The organism is Micromonospora sp. LOL_024 (assembly GCF_048060415.1).
GTDB lineage: Bacteria > Actinomycetota > Actinomycetes > Mycobacteriales > Micromonosporaceae > Micromonospora.
Window position 1 is genome coordinate 1 of the sequence record NZ_JBHMIS010000046.1, and the last position, 23,605, is coordinate 23,605.

A 23,605-nucleotide genomic window follows, 5' to 3' on the forward strand; every position below is an offset into this window, starting at 1 on the left:
ACCCCAATCGACACGTCAGCCCAGCTCACAGCCCCGCACATCGACAACGCAAAGACCCTGAGGTGACGGGTGACGCCCCTGACCACGGAACCGATTGACGACGGGTCAACAGGTGAGTGAAATGTCCGGGATGGGGGGCCACAAAACTGCTATCGATGTCCTATCCTCTTTTCATCGGCCCGGGAGTCCGCATCGAGCCGATGGATTATTTGTCGTGGCCACGACATCAGGCGGCAAACGGGGAGCTTCTCGGCGGTCTTTGCAGTCTACGCCAGATCAGCCTTAATCACCTGGTTGGCGGAGATTAGCAACGCGATTTGCGCCCCTACCAAATCGACCTGTCGGGTGAAACGAGGAGCAATGCTCGTCACTATTCAGAAGCGTTCGACCTGGGGAATCTATGCTCCGGATAATCTGCAAGCGCACGCCACGTCGCCACCGCTGCCAAATCCGGACCATGCATGGGATCCGGCGGGCGGGGTCTTCATCCACTACCGTGGCGGCGAATGGCCGTGGCATGGCGACTACAGCACGGAAGAGGACTGCCGCAGAGATATCGCCGAAGTTTACAAGAATCACTACGCTGAACTGGAAGACAACAAAGACATCTGGTACAACTTCCTCATCTGCCCGCACGGCACCATCTATGAGGGCCGGGGGTACGAGCGCGGCGAAGCGAACTTCGGAACGGCTCCGCCCATTGACGGCTTCGGTCGCAACGCGGGATTCTATTCCATCTGCGCCCTCCTACGCGGACAGCAGATGCCCACCGAAGCCATGCTGCGATCGTACCGACTGCTCATCCAGCACCTGCGGGAGGAAGCGCCGCGGACGACCGGCAACAGGATCTTCCCCCACTCCTACGGATACAGCACCGATTGTCCGGGAACACTCCACATGTACGCGCAACCCGGCTCCACCATCGACCCGGCGGCACCTTGGACAGGCTTCGCCGACATCCACGTCTATGCGGCTCAGAAGTGGGTGAACGCCACCTACAAAAACGCGCCCGGATACATTTCGTGCCCCCAATTCGGGCGCACCGGGTGGTCCACGGTGCTGTCGCTCACCCAGGCGCTTCAGCACGAACTTGGCATCTCACCGACGGTTCAGAATTTCGGTCCCGGCACCTTCAACGCCGTGAAGACGCGAAACAGGCAGCCGAGCCAGGAGACGAACGCAAACATTATCCGCATATACAACAGCGCCCTGTTCTGCAAGGGCTACTGGGCCTCCACCACATACGACGACTGGGGTGTTGACTCACAGATCGCACTTGAGCGACTCTACAGCGATGCCGGGCTTACGTATGCCAACCAAAGCGAGAACGCGATGTGGCCGCACATCGCCAAGGCGCTGATGCGTATGGACCAGTTCCGTCTCGTGCCACGCGGCGACATCAACATCCAGAACGTCCAGAAGCGGCTCAACTCCCACTACGTCGCAGGCATCGGCATCCCGGCAATGGCTCTGGTCCCCTGCGACGGCATCTATTCGCGAGACGTCCAACAGGGCTTCATGATGGCGATCCAGTACGAAATAGGCATCGCCCTGAACTCGATAAACGGATACTTCGGTCCGGGTACGCAGGCCGGGTTGCGGGGGGTCGGTTCCGGCCCGCTCAGCGGCAACCTGAGATACCTGTTCCGCTCGGCCTGCTACTTCAACTCGCCTACGATGTTGCCGGGCGACCCCCAGATACCACTGATGTACCGCCCCGACGACATCAACACCGACACCGCGACCACCACCCACCTGGCCTGGGTACGCGCATTTCAAGGGTTCTCGCAGATCCCGGTCACCGGCACCAACGACTACACCACCTGGGCCCAACTGCTGGTCTCCTCCGGAGACGTAGATCGACCGGCGACCGGGTGTGACTGCATCACCGAGATCACCGCAACGCGCGGCGCACAACTCATGGCCGCCGGCTACCGGATCGTCGGCCGGTACCTCGACGAGCACCTCAACCCCGGCGATGACGGGTACCGCGGCAAAGCTCTCAAGCCGCATGAACCACAGATCATCCTGGACGCCGGGCTGCGGTTCTATCCGATCTTCCAGTACAACGGCACCCAGCTCTTCAACTTCACCTACGAGAAGGGGTACGACCAAGGCAAGATCGCCCATCAGAAGGCTGTCGACTATCGCATCCCCGCCGGCACCTGCATCTACTTCGCGGTCGACTACGACGCACTGGACGTCGACATCGACAGCAGCATCAAGCCGTACTTCCAGGGCGTGAAGGCCGGGCTCGCGGAGTTGGGAGACCGCTACATCTGCGGCGTCTACGGATCCCGCAACGTGTGCAGCCGCGTCTCACACGAGGTCGGTGTTCGGTGGTCGTTCGTCTCCGGCATGTCCTGGGGCTTCTCCGGAAACCTCGGGTTCCCGCTACCGGAGAACTGGTCGTTCAACCAGATCAGGGAGTACCTGTTCCAGCCGGGCTGGGGCCTGGATCACAACGTCTGGCGAGACGACTCCGACCCCGGCGTTTCCAGCCTCGTCAGCGAGTAGTGAGGGATACTGATGATCAACAGACGAAGCTTCCTCGGCGCCGCGGCAGGCGCCGGCGTGCTGGCCCTCGTGCCCCACAGCCCGGCCCAGGGAGCCGGCAAGGGCGCTGGAAAGTGGACACGCACGGTGTCCGCCAACGGCTGGCAGATCACCCCCACCGCCATCTCCACCTATCGCGTCGAAGGATCCGGCGCATCGGTGGCGCTGCGCCAAGGCGCCGCAGCAGTACTGCTGCACGTCGCGCGCCGCTGGCACTACGAGATCGCCCCACTCGACACCGGCGAGGGCGGCGGGATCGTCGGCTACACCACCCGCCGTACGGTGCAGGCTGACTTCGAGTCAAACTATTTGTCCGGCACCGCCATGGCCCTGCACCCCACCGCCTACCCCGCTGGCGGCAGCGAACGGCTTTGGCCGCACCACGAGGCGATCGTGCGGGACATCCTGGTCGACTGCGAGGGCACGGTCATCTGGGGCGGCGATCTCAGACCGGCGAAGGCGTCGCACTTCCAACTCGTCGCCCGCCCCGGCGACAAGGCACTTGCCCGCGTCAGCGCTCGGCTGGACGCCAGCGAGCAGACCAATCTCAGCGAGCAGACCGCAGGCGCGGTCGCGGACCCGGCGACGTCCGCACGCCGCGACAGGGCGCGAAGGATGCCACGTCCACGCTGAGATCGTCACATCCGGTACAAGGTCGGCCGCCATGGCTTGGGTCATGGCGGCCAGCCTGTAGCGACTCGTACAGGTCAAGCTCTTCTACGTGCGCCAACTGCTTCGACCGCAAAGACGAGATATCGTGCGGCTATCGTCGAACCCTCCCAGTCACTAACTGGTGAGGCGGAACGGCGGGAAGGTCGGCAGTACGTCCGCACCGCCGCTGCCGCCGCCGCCGCCGCCGTCGTCGTCAGGCGGCGGGGTGGTGGGGGGACCGGTCGACGGCGGCGGGGTCGTCGGATCCGGCTCCTCCTCTTCCTCCTTCTCCACCGAAACCACAATCTTCACCGTCTCGCCCTTGGCGCGGGGCGTGTTGGCGTTCGGGCTCTGGTCGACCACCCGGCCGGCCTGGTCGGCGGAGACCTCCGGGCCGTCCTCGACACTGGTCCTGAAACCCGCGCCCTCCAGGGTGCGCTTCGCCTCCGCCTCGGTCTGGCCCACCACGGACGGGACCGGCACGACGTTTCCCTTGGAGACAGTGAGGGTCACCTCGGTACCCTCCGCAACCTTCTCGCCCTCGCCCGGCTCGACCTTGAGCACCTGCCCCTCGGTCGCCGCGTCGTTGATCCGCTCGATCTGGACCGTCAGGTTACGTTCCTCAAGCAAGGTCCGGGCGCTCTCCTCGGTGCTCCCGATGAGGCCCTTCGGGATGGCCACCTCGGGCTTGCCGCCGCAGATCCGCACGGTCACCGTGCTGTTCGGTGCCGCTCGGTCACCGGCGGCCGGGACTTGGCGGGTGACCGTGCCCTCACGACAGTCCGAGGTGAACTCCGGCTCACCCAGCGCCGGCACCAGGCCGTCCCGCTCAATCTGGACGAACGCATCCGCCTGACTCAGTCCGGTGACCGTCGGCACCGCGGTCTCGTCGGGTTCCCGCTGGTTCAGCAGCAAGGCGGCGACCAGGGCGATCACCGCCAGCACACCGAGCGCGGCGAACATCGCGATCAGCCAGGACGATGCCCTGCGTTGGCGCGGGTCACCCACCCGTGCGGGAATCTGCCGGGTCTGGGTCCCCCCGGCGGACGGGTAGCCCGGTCCGCCGGCCCCGGCCATCGCCACCGTCTCGTCCTCGCGCATGACCGGGGTCGCCATCACCGGCCGGCCGGCCGCCGCTCGGAGTACGTCTGCCCGCATCTCGCCGGCGCTCTGGTAACGGTTGAGCGCATTCTTCGACAGCGCCTTCAGCACGATCGCGTCGACCGCCGGGTTCACGTCCGGGTTGATGTCGCTCGGCGTCGGCGGCGCCTCCCGAACGTGCTGATACGCGACGCTTACCGGGCTGTCACCGACGAACGGCGGGTTGCCGCAGAGCAGTTCGAAAAGGACACAGCCGGCGGCGTACACGTCGGAGCGGGCGTCTACCGCCTCGCCGCGCGCCTGCTCGGGGGAGAGATACTGTGCCGTTCCGATAACCGCGCTGGTCTGCGTCATCGTGGTGGCACCGCTGGCCAGCGCGCGGGCGATGCCGAAGTCCATCACCTTGACCTGGCCGGTCTGGGTGAGCATCACGTTGCCGGGCTTGATGTCACGGTGGATGATGCCGTGCCGGTGGCTGAAGTCCAGCGCGGCGCAGATGTCGGCGGAGATCTCCAGCGCCCGACGGGGCTGCAACCGGCCCTCGACGCCAAGCAACTCCTTCAGGGTGCGCCCGTTGACGAACTCCATCACGATGAACGGGAGCGTCTCGCCGGTCGGCGCCTGCTCCTCGCCGGTGTCGTAGACGGCGACGATGGCCGGGTGGTTGAGCGAGGCGGCGTTCTGCGCCTCCCGCCGGAAGCGCATCTGGAAGGTGGCGTCCCGGGCCAGGTCCGCCCGCAGCATCTTGATCGCGACGTCCCGGCCGAGTCGCAGGTCACGACCGCGATGCACCTCGGCCATACCGCCGTAGCCGAGCAACTCGCCGACCTGGTACCGGCCGCCGAGCAGGCGGGCCTGCGCTGTCATCGCGTCTGTCGTCCTTCGCTCGTCGTCGTCTCGTCGCCGCCCGGTCGCGGTTGATCCAGTCGACGGTACGCGCTACCGGCCGGATCGTCTCGCCCGTCGGACCGCAGCCCGTCCGAGTTCACTGATTGCACGGAAGCCTCACCGGGCGCACCGGCACCGAAATTGGTCCGCAGTTGGTAGGAAACCACGCCGGAGCAGATGAGTACCAGTGCGCCCAGCAGGATGGCCAGGATCACCATTCCGGAACGTGATCGCCGAGGTGCGAGCTGTGACGGTCCGGGTGGTGGCGGGTACCCCGGCGAGACGGTGGCCGCACCACGCGGGTAGCCCCCCGCCGTCGGCGCGACCGTCGAATGATGCGGTGCTGCCGTCGTGGAACGGACCTGCGGGTAGCTCGGTGGTGGTCGATGCCCTGCCGGCGGTGGATAGGGCGCGGCCGGGGAGTGCTGCGCCACCGCAGGACGCGGCGGCTGCGACGTCGGCACCTGCGCGCGGCCCGGTGCCGGCGATGCCGGCGCGGCGGAGATCGGGGTGGCCTGACCGCCCGCCCGGGCCTGCCGGGACAGCCCGGTCTTCAACTGCCGCGACGCGGCGGCCAGCGTGGCGGCACTCGGCCAGCGGCCCTTCGGATCCTTGGCCAACGCCCGCTCCACCAGCGCGCGGACCTCAGGCGGGATGTCAGACGGCAGCGGCCTCGGCGTCTCCCGGACGTGCCGCATCGCGATGTCCAGGGGGTTGTCGCCCTCGAAGGGCCGCCGCCCGGCTAGGCACTGGTACGCGACCACACCCAGGGCGTAGACGTCGGAGGCGGGGGTGGCGACCTGGCCGGTGGCCTGCTCGGGGGAGATGTACGACGCGGTGCCGAGCACCGACCCGGCCGCGGTGAGCTGCCCGACGAGATCGGAGCGGGCGATGCCGAAATCGGTGAGCACCAGCGTGCCATTGGGGCGTACCAGCAGGTTGCCGGGCTTGACGTCCCGATGCACGATGCCCTTCACGTGGGCGGCGTGCAGCGCGTCGGCGGCCTGGGCGACCAGTGCCATCGTCCGCGCCGTGGTGAGCCGCCCCACTCGGCTCAGCGTGGCCGAGAGCGGATCGCCCTCGACGTACTCCATCACCAGGAAGGCGATCTGCTGGTCGTTGCCGAAGTCGTATACGTCGACCACGCCCGGATGGTTGATCGTGGCCATGGTGCGGGCCTCACCCCGGAACCGTTCGGCGAATCCAGGTTCGTCGAGCAACGCCGGGAGCAAACTCTTGACCGCCACCGTACGGCCCAACACCTGGTCGGTGCCGCGCCAGACGTCGCCCATGCCTCCGCTGGCGATCCGCTCGTCGAGCCGGTAGCGGTTACCGAGCTGCACCCCGGGGCTCAGCATGTCAGCGCCCCCCGGGCTCGGCGATGGCGGCCCGCATGATCTGCCCGGCGATCCGGGCGGCCTCGGCGCTGCCGCCGCTGCCGGCCTCCTCCAGGACGACGCAGACAGCCGAGATCGGGTTGCCGCCGGAGTCGAGCGCGAAGCCGATGAACCAGCCGTGGTCGGCCCGGTCGGGCGCGGACTGGGCGGTGCCGGTCTTGCCGCCGACCGTGTAGCCGCTGATCCGCGCGTTGCGGCCGGTGCCGTTCTCGACCACGCTGACCATCATGTCCCGCAGGTCGGCGGCGACCTGGCCACTGATCGGCCGGCGCAGCTCGCGCGGGTCCGCCGTGTCGTAGACGGTGGTGCGGTCTGGCGCCAGCAGCTGCCGGACCAGGTACGGTCGCATCTGGCTGCCGTTGTTGGCCACCGCGGCGGCGATCATGGCCCCCTCCAGCGGCGTCATCCGCACGTCGCGCTGCCCGATGGAGGACTGCGCCAGCGCCGCCGGGTCGGCCCCACCTTCGGGGTTCTCCATGGTGCCGGTACGGCTGGCCTCCACCGCATGGCCACCCTCGCCGAGCCGGCCGACCGTCAGGTCCTCCTGCTCGAACCCGAACTGCCGGGCCTTCTCCTTGATCACGTCCGGGCCGAGCTGCACGCCGAGCTTGGCGAACCCGGTGTTACAGGAGTCGGTGACCGCCTTCATCAGGGTGACCTGGGACTGCGGGCAGATCGACGGCACCGCGTTGGTGATCGCCTCACCCGAGGTGGGCGGGGTGTAGCTCGCTCCGGCCGGGATGTTCGTGTCCTTGCCGATGCCGTTCTCCAGCGCCGCGGCGGCCACCACGATCTTGAAGGTGGAGCCCGGGGGCAGCACCTCGGCGAGTGCCCGGTTCCGCAGCGGCCGTCCCGCGTCCTGTTCGAGCTTGTTGTACTCGGCGCTCGCCTCGCCGGTGTCGTGGCTGGCCAGCGTGTTCGGGTCGAAGCTGGGCATGGAGACCAGGGCCTGCACCGCCCCGGTGCGCGGATCGACGGCGATCGCCGCGCCCTTGGACGCCCCGCGCTTGTTGTTGCGCAGTTCGTCGTACGCGGTGTCCTGCGCTCGGCCCGAGAGAGTGAGCAGCACGTTGCCGCCGGCGGTGCGATCGCCGGTGACCATGTCCCGCAGCCGGTTGACGATGAGCTGGTCGCTGGTGCCGGCGAGGAAGTCGTTCTCGGAGCGCTCCAGGCCGGTCGCGGCTCCGTTGACCGGCTCGTAGCCGAGCACGTGGGCGTACTTGGCATCGCCCGGGTAACTGCGCAGGTACTTCAGCTCGCCGTCGGTCTCCTTGCTGACCGCCACGGCCGTGCCGCCAGCCTCGATGTTGCCGCGCTTACGGTCGTACTTGGCGACCTGGACCCGACCGTTGTAGTCGCTGGTGCGGTACTCGTCGGCCTTGTACGCCTGGATCCGGTTCAGGTTCGCGAAGAGCAGGCCGAACAGGACGATGACGACCACACCTACCCGACGCAGCGGCGCGTTCACGGTTTGATCACCTCCGTGGGAGCGCCGTGTAAGTGCTCGGGCGGACCTCCGGCGGGCCGGTTGACCTTGCCTCCGACGCCGGTCACCGGTCGGCGGCCGGCGTCGGAGACCCGCAGCAACACCGCGATGAGCAGCCAGTTGGCCATCAGCGAGGAGCCACCGGCGGAGAGGAAGGGCGTGGTCTGTCCGGTGAGCGGGATGAGCCCGCTGATCCCACCGACGATCACGAAGACCTGGAGGGCGAGGGTGAACGCCAGACCACCGGCGAGCAGCTTGCCGAACGAGTCCCGCACCGCCAGGGCGGCCCGCAGGCCGCGCTCCACGATCAGCAGGTAGATCACCAGCAGCGCGGAGAGGCCGAAGAGGCCGATCTCCTCGCCGAGCCCGGCGAAAATGAAGTCGTTCTGCACCTCGGGGAGCAGCAGCGGCTGACCACCGCCCGGTCCGGTGCCGAACATGCCGCCAGTGCCGAGCGCGAGTAGCCCCTGCACCAACTGGTAGCCGTCGTCGTAGGGCTTGTCGAACGGGTCGAGCCAGATCTGCGCCCGCAGGTAGAAGTTCGCGAACGGCCCACCGACCGCGTCGCCGAGCACGTACGCGAGGTAGGCGCCGCCGAAGAAGAGGACCAGGCCGATCAGCAGCCAACTGACCCGCTCGGTGGCGATGTAGACCGTCGCCACGAACATGCCGAAGTAGAGCAGCGAGGTGCCGAGGTCCTTCTCGAAGACCAGGACCAGCAGGCTGATCGCCCAGACGACGAGCACCGGGCCGAGGTCGCGACCGCGCGGGAAGTCGATGCCGAGGAAACGGTGGCTGGCCAGCGACAGCACCTCACGCTTGCGGACCAGGTAGTAGGCGAAGAAGACCAGCAGAGCGAGCTTCGCGAACTCGCCGGGCTGGATGGAGAAGCTGCCGATGCGTACCCACAGCTTCGCACCGTTGATCTCGGAGATGCTTGCCGGCAGCACCGCCGGGAGCATGACCAGCACGATGCCGGCCAGCCCCAGGGTGTACGCGTACCGGGAGATCGACCGGTGGTCGCGCATCAGGGCCAGCAGCGCGGCGGCCAGGATCACCGAGATCAGCGTCCAGGCCAACTGACGACCACCGACACCGGCGAAGGTTGCCAGGCCGGCCCGATCCTCCGGCGCTGCCCTGGCCAGGTCGAGCCGATGCAGGAAGCCAACGCCGAGGCCGTTGAGCAGGGCCACCGCGGGCAGCAGGGCCGGATCGGCGAACGGTGCCAGGAAGCGGATCACCAGGTGCATGCCGAGGAACACCGCGGTGAGCGCCGCGGCCGGTACCCAGAAGCCCGGGGTGATCGTGTCGAGCACGTTCGCCTCGACCATCGCCCCGTACGCGGCGACCAGCGCCATCGCCAGCAGCAGCAGCGACAACTCGGCGTTGCGCCGGGACCGGGCCAGGCGTACGCCGGGTCGCTCGCCCGCGTTCGCGGGAGAGGTTGCCGGAGTGGCCGCTGCGGTCACGATCGTCCTCGGGTCGGAGCCGGTGCCTACTCGGGCGACCGGCAGGCCGCCGGATCGACCGTGGGCGAGAAGGTGTCGACGGGCGGGGCGTCGGGTGTGCTGTCCGGTGCGGCGCCCGCCGTGGTGCCGTTGGGAGTGCCGGTCAACGTCGGGGCCACCGAGGTGGCCTGCGATGCGCTGCCCACCTTGCTTGGCGAGCCGGCCGGAACACTCGGCGTCGGTGAGGACAAGTCCGCCGAGGGGGACGGGCTCGCCGGAGGCGGGCAGAGCGGCTTGAGGTTCACGTTGGTCGGGCTGTCCATCGTCAGCTCCGCCAACCGCCGTTCCGCGTCCGGCTCGCTCTTGGCCGGGATGCCCTGCTTGACCTGCTCCTGTGCGGCAAGGGTGAGATCGTCCAGCTGGGCGGTGCTCTCCGAGTGCAGGCTGGAGAGATCCATTCCGGCGATCTGGCCCTGGATCCCGCGGAACACGGCGACCTGGCCGTCTTCCGTCGCGCCGACGTAGTACTGCCGCTGGGTGTAGCTCCACCCGGCGAACACACCGCCGCCGACGATGACCACCAAGGCGGTCGCCATCGCCAGCGCACGCAGCGGGCGCCGACGCGCCTCCGGCTCGTCGGCGTTCGCGACGGAATCCTCAGGGACGGAGGGTCGGGGGGCCGAGAGCGCCGAGGCGCGGGCAGCCGGCGTGGAGACGTCCGCCGAGGTGGCCATGCCCCGGTCCCGGGCTGCCGCACCGCCGACGATCGGAGCCGCCTCGACGATGTCACGGTCGGTCGCGTCGGCGATGATCACCGTGATGTTGTCGGGCCCACCACCGCGGAGCGCGAGCGCGACGAGCCGTTCGACGCACTGCTGCGGATCGGCGTACTCGCGCATGGTCTCGTCGATGGTCTCCGCGCTGACCACGCCGGACAGTCCGTCGGAACAGATCAGGTAACGGTCACCGGTGAGGACCTGCCGGACCGAGTACTCCGGGTCGATGTCGCGGCCGTCGAGAGCCCGGGTGAGCAGCGAGCGCTGGGGGTGACTGCTCGCCTCCTCCGGGCTGATCCGGCCCTCGTCGACGAGCATCTGGACGTAGGTGTCGTCCTTGGTGACCTGCGCGAACTCTCCGTCGCGCAGCAGGTAGGCCCGCGAGTCGCCGATGTGGACCATGCCCAGCTTGCTGCCGGAGAAGAGGGTCGCGGTCAGCGTGGTGCCCATCCCCTCCAGTTGCGGGTTGGCTTCCACGGTCTCGCGGAGTTGCTGGTTGGCGGTGCTCACGGCGGAGCGGAGCGCGTCGACCAGGGCGTCACCGGGGACGTCCTCGTCCAACGGCGCCATGGCACCGATGACAATGTTGCTGGCGACGTCACCGGCGGCCATGCCGCCCATGCCGTCGGCGACGGCGAGTAGCCGCGGCCCGGCGTAGACGGAATCCTGGTTTCCGTCTCGGATCAGACCGCGGTCGCTGTGGGCCGCATAGCGCAGGGTCAGAGTCATGGCCGTAATTCGAGAGAGGTGCGGCCGATTCGGATCGGCACGCCGAGGGGTACGGGGGTCGGTCCGGTGACCTTAGCGCGATCCAGGTACGTCCCGTTAGTCGAACCGAGGTCCTCGACGAACCATTGCCCGTCACGCGGCATGAGTCGGGCGTGTCGCGCGGAGGCATAGTCGTCGGTGATGACGAGAGTGGAGTCCTCGGCACGACCGATCGTGATCTGCGCCTCACCCAGAGTGATCCGGGTGCCGGCCAACTGGCCGGCGGTCACCACCAGTTGGTGCGCCGCCCGGCCCCGCTTCACCTTCGCCGGCTTCGCCGTCGCCTGACCGGTCGACGCACCCACCGTCCGGGGTGCGGCCACCAGCCGGCCCGAGCGGGCCCCCGCGAAGAGGTCCCGCCGGATGACGCCGACCACCGTGAACACGAAGATCCACAGCAGGACGAGAAACCCGAACCGCGCGACGGTGATGACGAGTTCCGGCAAGGCGGATCAGCCGTCCACGCGGAAGGTCAGGGTGGTCGTGCCGAGCTGGACCATGTCACCGGGGTTCAGCGCCACGGCGGAGACCCGCTGACCGTTGACCATGGTGCCGTTGGTCGAACCGAGATCGGTCAGCACGACCTGCCCACCGTCGAAGTCCAGCCGGGCGTGTCGCCGGGAGATGCCGACGTCCGGCAGGCGCAGGTTGGCCTGGTCCCCACGACCGATCACGGTCGAGCCCATCTGCAGCGGATAGGTGCGGCCGTCACCGGAGACCAGCCGCACGTTGCGCGTTCCGCCCTGACTCGGCGGCGGGCCGTAGCCGCCGCCCTGGTCATAGGCCGGGTAGGCGGGCGGGCCGGCGTCATAGCCGGACGGGCCGGCGTCATAGCCGGGCGCGGAGACCGGGGCGACGTCGCCACCGGTGTAGACCTCGGCGGTGACACGGAACATGCCCGTGTCCAGTCCTTCACCGCGCTCGATCTCGACGATCACGTCCCCGTAGACCGTCCACGCCTGCTCGCCGATGAACTCCGCCTGCGACTGGGCCAACTCCTGGGCCAGCGCGGCAGCGTACGGCGCCAGCCGACTGTGGTCATACGGCGAGAGATCGATCACGTAGCGGTTGGGCACCAACGTGCGCCCACCGGCCAGAATGGCCTTGTGCGCCTCAGCCTCCCGCTGCATGGCGTTGAGGATCTCCACCGGGTGCACCACACCCTTGAAGACCTTGGCGAAGGCCCCTTCTACGAGGCCTTCCAGACGCTTCTCGAAGCGTTGCAGCACGCTCACCGGCTCCTCCTCGGGTCCCGAGGACATGATGGTATCCGCCCAGAGCGCACGCAGCTCACACGCCGCTCGGCCGGCAGGCCACCGCCCGCTCGGACGGCTCCGGATCGTCGTGCTACTCTTTCGTCCGCCACGAACGGTAACCGCTGCGTGCAGTGAAAGCCATTCGCGGCGAGGACCGGGACCACGTAACATGGCCGAGTCCCGCTGGCGACAGCGGCGTCGGCCTGGGTCACGTTGTCCGAGGTCAGGCCACGGGGAAGTGGCGGAATGGCAGACGCGCACGGTTCAGGTCCGTGTGCCCGAAAGGGCGTGGGGGTTCAACTCCCCCCTTCCCCACCACAGCCGAGGGCTCCGCGATCGCGGAGCCCTCGCTCCGTATCGGGGCGTGCCGGATGTCACGCTATGCTCCGATGGTTTCTGACTCCGACGTACCAGGAGTGGCATGTGAGTGTCGCATTCGTGACCGGGTCGGGCGGGCTGATCGGCTCCGAGGCGGTCCGGCACTTCGCCGGCCTCGGTCTCGACGTGGTCGGCATCGACAACGACATGCGGCAGGAGTTCTTCGGCGCGGAGGCGTCCACCGCGTGGAACGTCCGCCGGCTGACCGACGAACTGGGTGAGGCGTACTCGCACCACAGCATCGACATCCGGGACCGGGCGGCGCTCGGCGCGCTCTTCGCGCGGTACGGCCGGGACGTGGCAGTGGTGATCCACACCGCCGCGCAGCCCTCGCACGACTGGGCGGTACGCGACCCGTTCACCGACTTCGACGTGAACGCCGCCGGCACCCTGAACGTCCTGCAGAGCGTCCGGGAACACTGCGCGGAGGCGCCGGTCATCCACTGTTCGACCAACAAGGTGTACGGCGACCGCCCGAACAGCCTGCCCCTGGTCGAGTTGGCGACCCGCTGGGAGATCGAGCCGGGCCACCCGTACGAGCAGGGCATCCGCGAGGACATGTCGATCGACGCCTGCCTGCACTCGATTTTCGGCGCCTCGAAGGTCGCGGCGGACATCATGGTGCAGGAGTACGGCCGCTACTTCGGCATGCGAACGGCCTGCTTCCGGGGCGGGACGCTCACCGGACCGGCCCACTCGGCGACCGAGCTGCACGGCTTCCTCGGGTACGTGATGCGCGCCAACATGGAGCGCCGCACATACAAGATCTTCGGATACCAGGGCAGGCAGGTGCGGGACGCCATCCACAGCTCGGACGTGGTCTCCGCGTTCGAGGCGTTCTTCCGCGACCCGCGCTCGGCCGCCGTGTACAACCTCGGCGGCGGCCGGCACTCGAACACCTCCATGCGCGAGGCGTTCGCCGTGGCCGAGCGAATCACCGGGCAGGAAATGATCTCCGAGTACGTCGAGGCCAACCGGATCGGCGACCACAAGTGGTGGATCGGCTCCAACGAGGCGTTCCAGGCCGACTATCCGGGCTGGAAACAGGTCTATGACATACCCATGATCATGCGCGAGATCTACGAGGCCAACGTGGACAAGTGGGTGCCCGGAGCATGACCAAGAAGAACGTCCTCGGCGTCCTGGTCGACGCCACCGACTACGCCCACGCGACCGAGCGGGTGGTGGCCGCCGCCCAGGACCGGCGACCGCTGGCGCTGACCGCGCTGGCCGTGCACGGTGTGATGACCGGGGTGCTGGACCGGCCGCACAACGCCCGGCTCAACTCCTTCGACGTGGTGACTCCGGACGGTCAACCGGTGCGCTGGGCGCTGAACCTGCTGCACGGTGCCGGCCTCACCGACCGGGTCTACGGGCCGCTGCTGACCCTGCACGTGCTCTCCCGCTTCGCCGACGAGGGCCTGCCGGTCTACCTGTACGGCTCGACCGAGGAGACCCTGGCCCGGCTGATTCCGGAGCTGGAGCGGATGTTCCCGGCGCTGAAGATCGCCGGGATCGAGCCGTCGAAGTTCCGGGCCGTGCAGCCGGGCGAGGACGTCGAGATCGCCGACCGGATCAAGGCCAGCGGTGCCCGGCTGGTCCTGGTCGGGCTGGGCTGCCCCCGCCAGGAGATCTTCGCGTACGCGATGCGTCCGCTGCTGGACATGCCGCTGATGGCAGTCGGCGCCGCCTTCGACTACCACGCCGGGCTGCTACGTCAGCCGCCGCCGTGGATGCAACGCGCCGGGCTTGAGTGGTTCTGGCGGCTCGGGCTGGAGCCGAAGCGGCTGTGGCGGCGCTACGTGATCCTCAACCCGGCGTACCTGGGCCGGTTGTTCGCACAGAAGACCGGGCTGTGGAAGGCGAGGCCGCCCGCGCCGGCCGCCGAGCGCCCGACCGGTTTCGCGGTCTGACCGGACAACGTGACCCGGCCCCTGGCGTCATGCCAGGGGCCGGCGCCGTGTCGGGACGTCAGAGGCTCAGCGTCCAGGTGTTGATGTATCCGATGTCACCGCCGTAGACGTCGCGCACCTGTAGGCGCCAGGTGCCGTTCGCCGCCTCGCTGGACAGGTTCACCGTGTACGTGGCGTTCACGTTGTCCGTGCCGTCGAAGATGCTGCTGTTCTTCAGCCGGTAGGACGATCCGTCGGCAGCGAGCAGGTCGATGACCAGGTCGCCACGGTAGGTGTGCACGATGTTCACCGCGACGGTCGACGCCGACGAGGCGTTCCGGTTGCAGCCGGAGATCGTGATCGAGCTGGTCACGGCCGAACTGGAGTCCGGGATCGCCACGTCGGTGCCGTTGGTCCCGGAGCAGCCACCATTGCCGCTGCCGGTCACCGTCAACGTGTACGTGGCGGTCTTCGTCCCGGAGGCCGCGGTGCCGGTGACGGTCACGGTGTACGTGCCGGCCGGCGTGCTGGCCGAGGTGCCGATGGTCAGCGTCGACGATCCGCCCGAGGTGACGGTGGCCGGGCTGAACGAGGCGGTCGCCCCGGACGGCAGGCCGCTGGCCGAAAGGCTGACCGGCTGGGCGGACCTGTTGGTGGTGGCGGTGGCGACGGTCGCGGTCACCGAGCCGGTGGGCGCGGTGGAGCCGGAGGTCGGCGACACCGAGACCGAGAAGTCGTTGGCCGGCGGCGGGGTGTCGCCGTTGACAACGTAGAGCAGCTTGTTGGGCGATCCGGTGCCCGGGCTGGTCACCACGTTGTTGGTGGCGTTGTCGACCAGGTGGTCACGGACCAGCTGCGGGCTCCAGGACGGGTTCGCGGAGAGCACCAGGGCGGCGGCACCGGCCACGTGTGGCGAAGCCATCGAGGTACCGCTGATGGTGTTGGTGGAGGTGTCGTTGGTCATCCACGGCGCGGTGATGGAGGAGCCCGGCGCGAAGATGTCCAGGCAGTTGCCGTAGTTGGAGTACGAGGCCCGCGCGTCGGTGCTGGTCGTCGCGCCGACCGTGATGGCCGCCGGGGTCCGGGCCGGCGACGTGTAGCAGGCGTTGGCGTTGCTGTTGCCCGCAGCCAGGGCGTACGTCACTCCGGAGTTGATCGAGTTGGCTACCGCGTTGTCGAGCGCGCTGCTGGCTCCGCCACCGAGGCTCATGTTGGCCACGGCCGGCTTCACCGCGTTGGTGGTGACCCAGTCGACGCCGGCGATGACGCCCGCATTGGTGCCGCTGCCGGCGCAGTTGAGCACCTTCACCGCCACCAGCCGGGTGGCCTTGGCAACCCCGTACGCCGAGCCACCGACGGTGCCGGCGACGTGCGTGCCGTGACCGTTGCAGTCGGTGTTGTTGGAGTCGACCGCGTTGGTGCCCCAGGTCGCCCGGCCGCCGAAGTCCGAGTGGGTGATCCGGATGCCGGTGTCGATGACGTAGGAGGTCACGTTCGTGGCCGTGTTGGGGTACGTGTAGGAGTTGTTCAACGGCAGGTTCCGCTGATCGATCCGGTCCAGGCCCCACGACGGGGGGTTCGTCTGGGTGCCCGCGACGGAGACGACGTGGTTCTGCTCGACGTACGCGACGGCGGGGTCTGCCGCGATCCGCGCCGCGGCCCGGGCGCTGACGCGCATCTCGGCGCCCCGGATGGCCGAGCTGTACGTGCGTGCCGTGGCACCGCCGTGCCGGCGCAACAGCCGGTCCACGGCGGAGCCGACGGTGGCGCGGCTGACCTCGCTGTCCTTGAACACGATGATGTAGCTGCTTTCGACGGCGGTTGCCCCACCGGCGCTGCGGACGGTGCCGACCGGCTCGGCCGCCATGGCTGGCGTAGCCGCCGCCACCATGGCCAACGCTGCCAGCCCGACGAGCACGGACCTGTGTGGAAGAGCCATCTTCCTACCTCCCTCCGAGCGACATCGATCGTCCACCTGCTCGTGGCAGATTGATCGATGAATGCCGATCGAGGTGAGAGTAGTTGGCTGGTAGCGGAGAGATAGACATGCCGGATTCCTCATGACACTCGCAGGATGCCCCCTACGGGGGCGGGTACGGGACGAACGGGGGGTAGGGCCGGATTCGCCGTGGCCGGAGTCGGGCAACGCTGATGGACATGCAGAGTCATCTCGCCCTCCTGCTTCCGGTCGCCGTCATCTGGTGGGTCGCCGGTTACCTCGCGGACAGGTTGCCGCGGATGACCCACGCCCTCGGGTTGCGCCGCCACTGCGGCTGGCTGCTCGCGCTGACTCTCACCGGGCTCGGCCTCACGGTGGCTCTGCCGATCTCCGGACTGGCCTCGGTCGGCGAAACCTTGGCGGACCGGGCCACCGGCGGGCTCACACTCGCCGCCGTCCCGGCACTTGTGGTGGCGACCTGCACGGTGCGCCGGCTCCGCCGGCTCCGGGCCGGAGCCGGCGCGCTGGCCGCCGCGCCACGGACACCGGCCCCGCACGGGTTGCGCGCCGCCGCCGCACACCCGTTGATCGGGCTACCCTTGCAGGTGACCGCGCTGGCCCTGGTACCGGCCCTGATCATGGCAAGCGGAGCCAGCCGCTTCCTTGGACCGGAGGTGGCCGGGCCCACGATCACAGTCGGGGCGCTGGTAGTCACGGTGATCGGCGTACGCCTTGCGCTGCGTCACAACCGGCTCGCCGAACGGGCCAGGCCGGAACGGGCAGCCTCAGCGCGTCCGGCCGGCGCCCTGCACGTATAGCAGTTCCAGGATCGCCCGGGTCGCCTCGAACCAGCGGTCCAGCCAGCCGGGAGGTGGCACGCTGCCCTTCGGCGGCAACTCCAGCAGCAGACCGCGCAGCAGCGGGTGATCCACGAGCGAACCGCCGTCCACCGTCGACCAGCCCGAAGCCGGGAAGGACGGCTCGGTCAGCGGGTTCGGGTCCAACGACGGCAGCGTCAGCGGCGGCGGTGGCGGCTCCGTCGCCGCCGCGGTCTCCCCACCGGCGTGCTCGGCATCCGTCGACACCACCTCGGTCAATACTGTGTCCCGCCGGGCACCGCGGTACTTGCCGCCGAACCGCTCCGGCTTACCCGGCCCGTTGGAGAGGTTCTCCGACCCGATACTCGTCATCCGTCTCGCCTGCCTCGCTCGGTTACCCGCCCTGTCGGGGGGATGTCGACCAGCGCGTACCGAGAGGTACAACGACCCGGACACGATGTGGCGACGGCAGCCGGCGGGGCCATGCTGGCAGGACCGGCCGGCCGCACGGACAGCACGGGCCCCCGGCCGGACGCACCGGCCGGGGACCCGTCACCATCATTTCCCGGGGCGTCAGTCCCGGCCGAACACGCCTTCCCTGGTGCCGGCGACGAAGGCGTGCCAACCATCCGGGGCGAAGACGAGGGCGGGCCCGCTCCTGTCCTTCGAGTCCCGGACACCGACCGCCCCGGTCACGTACGCCACCTCCACGCAGTTGTCACAGTTCGGTCCGCTCTTCGAGCTCTTGAACCAGCTTGCCTGCGTCAGGTTCATCGGGATTCCCTGCGTCGCCACTTCCACAACGGCTCCTCTGCCACTCTCGCGATGTATGCGATGGACTCCTCCGGACGCATGGCCGCTGCTCGGATGTGATCGAAGATGAAGCTGTACTTCTGTAGTTCGTCGCTCTTCTCCAGGAAGAGCCCACCCGTGGCGTTCTCCGCGTACACGACATCCGGATCACCGGTTTCGGGGAAGCTGAGGATCGTGAAAGTGCCGTCCATGCCGGCGTGAGCTCCCACCTGGAAGGGCAGGACCTGCAGCGTCACGTTCGGCAGCTGGGCCACCTCCACCAACCGTCTGAGCTGGTCGCCCATGACCGTGTCCCCACCCACCGGACGGCTCAACACCGCCTCATCGAGCACCACCCACAGATCGACCGGATCATCCTGGGTCAACAACGACTGACGGCCGAGTCGGACACGCACTCTCTGCTGCACCTGGTCGGGATCGAAGTCCGGCCGGGCCGCACGGATCATCGCGCTGGCGTAGTCCTCGGTCTCCAGCAGTCCGGGTACGACCTGCTGCTCGTATGCGCGAATCGAGCTGGCCGCCGCCTCCAGGCCGACGTACGCCCCCACCAGCACCGTGCTGTAGGGGTGCCACCAGCCCTTCTGCCGCGCCTCTCGGGCGATCTGCACCAGCTCGTCGCTCTCGGCGCCCACCACCCCGTAGATCCGCAGCATGTCCCGCACATCCCGAGGAGTCGCGGTGGTGTGGCCGGTCTCGATTCGCGAGACCTTGGACGCCGAACACTCCAGTTGCTCCGCCACGGCCTCGATGGTGATTCCGGCTGTCTCGCGCTGGCGGCGCAGTTCAGCGCCGAGCCGGCGCCGCCGGATGGTCGGGCTGCGCCGCTCGCTCACGGTGTCACCTCTTCGTCTCGGTGCGCCGCTGTCGCCGCCCGCCTGTGGCGCGCCCATCTTCAGCGGACGTTTCGCGGCGTGGGGTGTTGCGATCTCCGGCCGGCCGCGGCAGGCGAAGACCGGCACTCAGTGTGCCGTCCGGGTGTGGCACGTTCAAGCGCCGTTTCGCGCGAGCCGCTCACGTATCGGCAAAAGTCGACGTGCAACTTGCATGACGCACGACCCTGATGCACTCTGTCCGTATGGCTCAGGTCACGGAAAGTCCCCGACCTGTCTCCGCAGGTGATCAATACCGTGGAGGCGGGGCGGTGAGCCAGCCCACTACGGTCGGTACGGATTCGCCAACAGCGGACCGGCACCAGGGCCAACGCCACGAACCGGACCACGGGACACGAAACCCGTCTCCGGAGCCCCCCAACCCCCCGATCACCACGCCGGCCTTCCCCGCCGGCCGACCCTTCCAGGAGCCCATGTGCTTCCCCGCTCCGGTGACGTACTGCACGTGACACGCACGGCGAGTGTCCAATTCCGCAAACCCATCCTGTTCCGGGTGATCCGGGTGCTCGACCGGCCCACCTACGACGGCTGGCTCTGGCTCGAAGGCTACGAGTTGAACGCGGCGGGGGACGCGGTCAACCGTCGTTCGGTCTTCGTTCAACGGGCCGGGTTGCAACAGGTGCAGGCCGCTCCGCAGCCCCGCCCGCACACTGTGCGCTCGGCCCGCCGGTCGACCAGCCGGACACCGTCCCGAGTGAGCTGACCGCCGAACCGCCGTCGGGGCTGGACCTGTTTCCACCTTCCCTTGCCGTCTCACGGGCGGCGAGGTTCCACCCGGTGCGCAAACACCGGGCTGGTCAGGTCGAAAAAGGTTCGAGGGGCATAGCGGCACCATAGAATCGGTATGCCCACCCCGGCAGTTCTCCACCCCGCGCGTCCAGGACCCCGAACCTGGGATGGCCATGGTCACTCTGTCCGCGCGGGAGCCCCACCGGTCCCGTATCACCCACGCCTTCGGACTTCTGGCGCTGCTCGGCGCCATCACCGCCCTGGCGGTGCTGGTCCGCGATCCCGCCTTGTCGTCCACCCGGCTCGCCGAGCCGGTTCCGGCGCCGAAAATCACCGTGGTGGAGAGCGAACCCGTCGAACCGGGCGACCCACTCGGCACCTGGGACGCCTTCGCCCCGGGCGGCCGCCCGTTCGATCAGGCGGCCGACGACCCGGCGGGCAGGCACAGCGGTCCCGTCGACTCGGACGAACCACCGCACCGGCAGGCACAGAACTCCGCTCGGGCCAGCGGTGGAGACACCCGAGAAGAGCTCGTCCGGTCGCTGTTCTGGTCCGGCGTCTTCGGGCTGGCAATCTCCCTGGCCGGGCTGGGGCTGGTCGGGACCAGACGCCGTATGTGGTGAACGGTCAACCGCTTGGGCTCGCCGTGGTCGTCGGCTCGTTGGTCGGCTCGGCGGTCGTCGCCGACGGGCTCGGGCTGGCCGCGGCGACCACCAGCCTGATCTCGTCGCCCGCCGCCACCAGCTCACCTGCCTCCGGGTCGATGGCGATGACGGTTCCCGGCGGCTGGTCCGACGGGCGGTACTCCACCTGGTGACCAAGTGCGAGCTGATCCAGCAGCGACCGCGCCGCGGCCTCCGACAGCCCAACCAGCGGCGGCACCGGCAACTGGACCGGAGCGGCACTCGTCGGCGACGGCGAGGGTGAACGTGTGGTCGGCGACGGCGACGGCGACGCGGAGGTCGCGGCCGGAGTCGTCGGTCGCGGAGATTCCGGCGTCGACCCACCCTCTTCCAGGCCCTGGCGGGCCAGCCAGATCCCGACACCCAGCAGACCAACCAGGAGCAGCAGCACGATGCCCCAAACGATCGGCAGCCACCAGGGTCGACCAGCCTGTTCCTCGGGGTACCACTCGCCGTCTGTCTGCCCGGGGTCGGCACCCGACCGGACGGCAGGCACCTCCGCGCGGCCCGCCCACGCCGGCCCGGATCGCTGCGCCGGTGGCAACGGGGCGGTCGGTTCCGCCGGTGCGGCGCTCGGCCCGGACGCGCTCCCCAGCGGCGCGGTCTCGCCCGGCGTCCGGTTCAGCGGCGCGGTCTCGTCCGGCGCTCCGCCGGGCGGTGATATCGGCCGGGTCTGGTCGTCGGGCTGTTGCTCGGCCGGGTCCTGGCGGTCGTCGCTCATCGCACGTCCTCTCCGCCGGCCTGCGGGCAGCATGGCCCTCGACGGTCAACCTAGCGCTTCCACCGATCATCGGCCGGCATCAGCGTGTCGGGTGCGCGTCACTGGACACGAGCGCTCTCGTCGCCACTCGGGCCCGTGCCGCACCAGATCTGGACGATGTCGTTCCACCGTCCGATGGTGCCGCCGGCCGGCTGTTGCGCGATGACCTCTCCGGAACGGCCGGTGGGATAGCGAGGCGAGAAGCCGTCCTCGACGAGTTCGTCCTTCGCTTCGTTGCACGAATCGCCAACCAGGTCCGGAATCTCGCTCGGTGGCGCCGCCCCGGCCACGGTGACCACCACCGTGACGCCGCGCCTCACCGGCGTACCCGGGGCCGGGTTGGTGCTCCGTACGCTGGAACTACTCCCGCGGCCGAAGACGAACTGCCAGCCCAGCTGCCGGTCCCGCAGCTCCTCACGGGCCTCCTCGAAGTCCATGCCGACCAACTCCGGCACGGTCAGCCCACTCGGCGACGCCTGGGTGGGACTGGGACTGCTGCTCAGCCTGGCCGGAGTCGTCCGGCCCGGCGGCGAAGATGTCTCGGCGACGGAGGTACGACTGTCGGTCGCGCCGCGTGGCGGTGGAGCCGCCGGCTGCTCCTGGTCGCCGGCGAGCACCCAGCCACCGGCTGCCCCGATGACCGCGAGCAGCACCGCGGAGGCACCGCCACCGATGATCGTCGTGCTTCTGCTCGGTGCCGAGTCTCCGCGTCCCGGCTGCTGCCCGCCCCTGGTCCCGTCCGTCATACCGCCCACCGCCTCATCACCGGCGACCCTAGCCGCCGGAGCCAAGCACTCTCTGTCACCGTCGACTGCCGATGCCGCGCACGACTCGCCGCACCGACCACAGGACGTTACGCTGCCGGGCATGGCCAGACAGGGCTGGGGAGGATCGATCGCGACCGCGGCCGGTGTGGCGGCCGGGGCCGGGGCCGCCCAATTGGGCTTCGGGTACGGCCTGGGCATTCTCAACTGGGCACCGATCGAGGCGACCGTCGGCACGGCGGCCTGGGTGTCCAGCCTGATCTGGGCCACCTGGATCGCCGCCACCTCCACCATTTTCGGCGCGGTATGCGCCCAGCGACTGCACGACCGCCGTCGGGCCGCGTCCCCGTCCGAGGCCGGAGTGGCGACCAGCGGGTCACCAGCGGACGCCGACACCCCGGTCACGCAGACCGGTGCACCGCCGACCGTCACCGCCCGACAGGCCGATGGCGGGCTGTGGGCAGTGGCGCTGGCCGTAGCGGCCGGACTGGGCGCGCTGGTCACGGTGTTGCTGGTCGCCGTGCCGGCCCGGGTCGCGGTGGTACCCGACACGCCGTCTCCCCGGGACATGGCCGCCGGGTACGCGGCCGTCGGCGTGCTGATCGGGACACTCGTGGCAGGCTGGGCGCTGCGGTCCCGTGCCGCGGCCACCAACGTCATCGCCACCGCCGGTTGGCTGTGGCTGCTCGCCGTCATCGCCGTGGTCGACTCGGTGCTCGCCGGTCGCGGACTGACCACCGCTCAGCTCGGCATCTGGCAACTCAGCTCGGACAGCGACCAGTTCTGGGTCCGGGACTACTTCTACTGGCCCGGTGCCGTCCTGTCGCTCGGCTCGGCGTTGGTGATCGGCGCACTGGCCGCCCGCAGCGACGTCCGCGCGAACGGCCGGCGGGTCGGCGCCACCGTCTCAGGTGCCGCAGGACCGCTGCTGGTCGCCGTCGCGTTCTTCCTCGCCGTGCCGAGGCTAACGGCGATCAGCCCGGAACAGGTGTCTGCTCACCTCACCGCCCCGTACGCGGTAATCGTCGGGGTCTGCGGATCCGTCCTGGTCACGGCGCTCGCCCAGCGATCGGCCCGGCCCACGCAGCGCCGGCCGAGCAGCTCTGGCGCTACCACGGTGGTACCCCGACAGCGTGTCGGGAACGACGACCGGCCCGACGGAACAGCAGCCGGCGAGGCGCCGGAGGCCCGAAAGGTCACCGCACCGGGATCCACCGCACCGAAGCGGGCCGCACCGAAACCGGCAGTAGCGGAGCCCGCAGCAGCGAAACCGGCAGGACCGGCGGCAGCTGGAGGAGACGCCGGCATGTCGCTGTCAGTAGAGTCGTCCGGCGGCGACGAGACACCTGAAGCCGGGAGCCGCCGCGCCCGGCAACAACGGCGGGGCCGCTAGAGTGCGGTGTCGGTAACGTTGGCGGCGTCGCGGCGAGGTCCAGGCGCGGCCGGTGAACATTCCTGGACACCGCACTAGCCCGCTCGCCACCTCCACCGGCCGGACCGGCCTAGATCTTCGTACAGAGCGGTCCTCTGAGGGGCACTCGGCACCAGGATCTAGTGTTCTGTCTCAGTTTTGAGTAGCCGTTTGTTGGAGGGCGACACGTCCACGTCGGAC

At 69.2% G+C, this 23,605-nt stretch carries 21 protein-coding genes and 1 tRNA gene; 9 read left to right on the forward strand and 13 right to left on the reverse strand.

What is annotated here, in order from left to right; all coding sequences use genetic code 11:
- The first annotated feature begins 360 nt into the window (after positions 1-360).
- Together ACFHWY_RS25835 and ACFHWY_RS25840 are read left to right on the forward strand one after the other, a co-directional pair.
- Positions 361-2,517, forward strand: a complete 2,157-nt coding sequence (locus tag ACFHWY_RS25835; protein WP_416582857.1) for a glycoside hydrolase domain-containing protein — start codon at positions 361-363, stop codon at positions 2,515-2,517.
- A 12-nt stretch (positions 2,518-2,529) separates the two neighbouring features.
- The gene (locus tag ACFHWY_RS25840) at positions 2,530-3,189 is read left to right on the forward strand and encodes a twin-arginine translocation signal domain-containing protein (RefSeq protein ID WP_416582858.1); all 660 of its coding nucleotides are present in this window, start codon (positions 2,530-2,532) and stop codon (positions 3,187-3,189) included.
- Between the two features lie 153 nt (positions 3,190-3,342).
- On the opposite strand, the gene pknB is transcribed toward ACFHWY_RS25840, so the two are convergent.
- Genes pknB through ACFHWY_RS25875 form a run of 7 tightly spaced genes read right to left on the reverse strand, consistent with a single transcriptional unit; the run spans position 3,343 to position 12,333 of the window.
- Positions 3,343-5,175 (reverse strand): Stk1 family PASTA domain-containing Ser/Thr kinase, encoded by a 1,833-nt coding sequence (gene pknB / locus ACFHWY_RS25845; protein WP_416582859.1) that lies wholly within the window; start codon positions 5,173-5,175, stop codon positions 3,343-3,345.
- Positions 5,172-6,554 (reverse strand): protein kinase domain-containing protein, encoded by a 1,383-nt coding sequence (locus ACFHWY_RS25850; RefSeq protein WP_416582860.1) that lies wholly within the window; start codon positions 6,552-6,554, stop codon positions 5,172-5,174. Before ACFHWY_RS25850 ends, pknB begins: the two co-directional genes overlap by 4 nt.
- A 1-nt stretch (position 6,555) precedes the next feature.
- A complete protein-coding gene (locus ACFHWY_RS25855) occupies positions 6,556-8,061 on the reverse strand; it encodes a peptidoglycan D,D-transpeptidase FtsI family protein (protein WP_416582861.1) in 1,506 nt (501 codons plus the stop codon).
- Entirely contained in the window at positions 8,058-9,548 is a 1,491-nt protein-coding gene (locus ACFHWY_RS25860) for an FtsW/RodA/SpoVE family cell cycle protein (protein ID WP_416582862.1), read from the reverse strand. Before ACFHWY_RS25860 ends, ACFHWY_RS25855 begins: the two co-directional genes overlap by 4 nt.
- 26 nt (positions 9,549-9,574) lie before the next feature.
- Positions 9,575-11,032: a protein phosphatase 2C domain-containing protein gene (locus ACFHWY_RS25865; protein WP_416582863.1), complete on the reverse strand. Its 1,458-nt coding sequence runs from the start codon at positions 11,030-11,032 to the stop codon at positions 9,575-9,577.
- Positions 11,029-11,517, reverse strand: coding sequence for an FHA domain-containing protein (locus ACFHWY_RS25870; RefSeq protein ID WP_416582864.1), 489 nt, complete (start codon positions 11,515-11,517; stop codon positions 11,029-11,031). The genes ACFHWY_RS25865 and ACFHWY_RS25870 overlap by 4 nt, the downstream gene beginning before the upstream one ends.
- A gap of 6 nt (positions 11,518-11,523) precedes the next feature.
- Complete coding sequence (locus ACFHWY_RS25875; RefSeq protein WP_416582865.1) at positions 11,524-12,333, reverse strand: FhaA domain-containing protein; 810 nt, start codon at positions 12,331-12,333, stop codon at positions 11,524-11,526.
- A 226-nt stretch (positions 12,334-12,559) separates the two neighbouring features.
- On the opposite strand from ACFHWY_RS25875, the gene ACFHWY_RS25880 reads away from it, so the two are divergent.
- The 3 genes from ACFHWY_RS25880 (at position 12,560) to ACFHWY_RS25890 (ending at position 14,618) form a co-directional block, all read left to right on the forward strand.
- Positions 12,560-12,645: transfer RNA gene (locus tag ACFHWY_RS25880), tRNA-Leu, on the forward strand.
- 63 nt (positions 12,646-12,708) lie between these two features.
- Complete coding sequence (locus ACFHWY_RS25885) at positions 12,709-13,824, forward strand: NAD-dependent epimerase/dehydratase family protein (protein ID WP_416582866.1); 1,116 nt, start codon at positions 12,709-12,711, stop codon at positions 13,822-13,824.
- Positions 13,821-14,618 (forward strand): WecB/TagA/CpsF family glycosyltransferase, encoded by a 798-nt coding sequence (locus tag ACFHWY_RS25890; RefSeq protein ID WP_416582867.1) that lies wholly within the window; start codon positions 13,821-13,823, stop codon positions 14,616-14,618. Before ACFHWY_RS25885 ends, ACFHWY_RS25890 begins: the two co-directional genes overlap by 4 nt.
- Before the next feature lie 58 nt (positions 14,619-14,676).
- Here the strand turns inward: ACFHWY_RS25890 and ACFHWY_RS25895 are convergent, their stop codons facing one another.
- Positions 14,677-16,536 carry a S8 family peptidase gene (locus tag ACFHWY_RS25895; protein WP_416582868.1) on the reverse strand — a complete coding sequence of 620 codons (1,860 nt, stop codon included), beginning with the start codon at positions 16,534-16,536 and terminating at the stop codon, positions 14,677-14,679.
- Between the two features lie 218 nt (positions 16,537-16,754).
- Between ACFHWY_RS25895 and ACFHWY_RS25900 the strand changes: the two genes are divergently transcribed.
- Positions 16,755-17,354 carry a hypothetical protein gene (locus tag ACFHWY_RS25900; protein WP_416582869.1) on the forward strand — a complete coding sequence of 200 codons (600 nt, stop codon included), beginning with the start codon at positions 16,755-16,757 and terminating at the stop codon, positions 17,352-17,354.
- On the opposite strand, the gene ACFHWY_RS25905 is transcribed toward ACFHWY_RS25900, so the two are convergent.
- From ACFHWY_RS25905 to ACFHWY_RS25915, 3 genes are all read right to left on the reverse strand, one after another.
- Positions 17,322-17,726 carry a hypothetical protein gene (locus ACFHWY_RS25905; RefSeq protein ID WP_416582870.1) on the reverse strand — a complete coding sequence of 135 codons (405 nt, stop codon included), beginning with the start codon at positions 17,724-17,726 and terminating at the stop codon, positions 17,322-17,324. The two genes, ACFHWY_RS25900 and ACFHWY_RS25905, sit on opposite strands and share 33 nt — an antisense overlap.
- Positions 17,727-17,927: 201 nt before the next feature.
- Positions 17,928-18,149, reverse strand: a complete 222-nt coding sequence (locus ACFHWY_RS25910; RefSeq protein ID WP_416582871.1) for a DUF397 domain-containing protein — start codon at positions 18,147-18,149, stop codon at positions 17,928-17,930.
- A complete protein-coding gene (locus ACFHWY_RS25915; protein WP_416582872.1) occupies positions 18,125-19,000 on the reverse strand; it encodes a helix-turn-helix domain-containing protein in 876 nt (291 codons plus the stop codon). Before ACFHWY_RS25915 ends, ACFHWY_RS25910 begins: the two co-directional genes overlap by 25 nt.
- 472 nt (positions 19,001-19,472) lie before the next feature.
- Here ACFHWY_RS25915 and ACFHWY_RS25920 point away from each other — a divergent pair, with 472 nt between their 5' ends.
- Together ACFHWY_RS25920 and ACFHWY_RS25925 are read left to right on the forward strand one after the other, a co-directional pair.
- Positions 19,473-19,760 carry a hypothetical protein gene (locus ACFHWY_RS25920; protein ID WP_416582873.1) on the forward strand — a complete coding sequence of 96 codons (288 nt, stop codon included), beginning with the start codon at positions 19,473-19,475 and terminating at the stop codon, positions 19,758-19,760.
- 193 nt (positions 19,761-19,953) lie between these two features.
- On the forward strand, positions 19,954-20,409 hold the full coding sequence (locus tag ACFHWY_RS25925) for a hypothetical protein (protein ID WP_416582874.1): 456 nt from the start codon (positions 19,954-19,956) through the stop codon (positions 20,407-20,409).
- A 4-nt stretch (positions 20,410-20,413) separates the two neighbouring features.
- Here the strand turns inward: ACFHWY_RS25925 and ACFHWY_RS25930 are convergent, their stop codons facing one another.
- Together ACFHWY_RS25930 and ACFHWY_RS25935 are read right to left on the reverse strand one after the other, a co-directional pair.
- Positions 20,414-21,190, reverse strand: a complete 777-nt coding sequence (locus ACFHWY_RS25930; RefSeq protein ID WP_416582875.1) for a PASTA domain-containing protein — start codon at positions 21,188-21,190, stop codon at positions 20,414-20,416.
- A gap of 98 nt (positions 21,191-21,288) precedes the next feature.
- Positions 21,289-21,975 carry a PASTA domain-containing protein gene (locus ACFHWY_RS25935; protein WP_416582876.1) on the reverse strand — a complete coding sequence of 229 codons (687 nt, stop codon included), beginning with the start codon at positions 21,973-21,975 and terminating at the stop codon, positions 21,289-21,291.
- Positions 21,976-22,096: 121 nt separating this feature from the next.
- Between ACFHWY_RS25935 and ACFHWY_RS25940 the strand changes: the two genes are divergently transcribed.
- Positions 22,097-23,386: a hypothetical protein gene (locus ACFHWY_RS25940; RefSeq protein ID WP_416582877.1), complete on the forward strand. Its 1,290-nt coding sequence runs from the start codon at positions 22,097-22,099 to the stop codon at positions 23,384-23,386.
- The last annotated feature ends 219 nt before the right edge of the window (positions 23,387-23,605 follow it).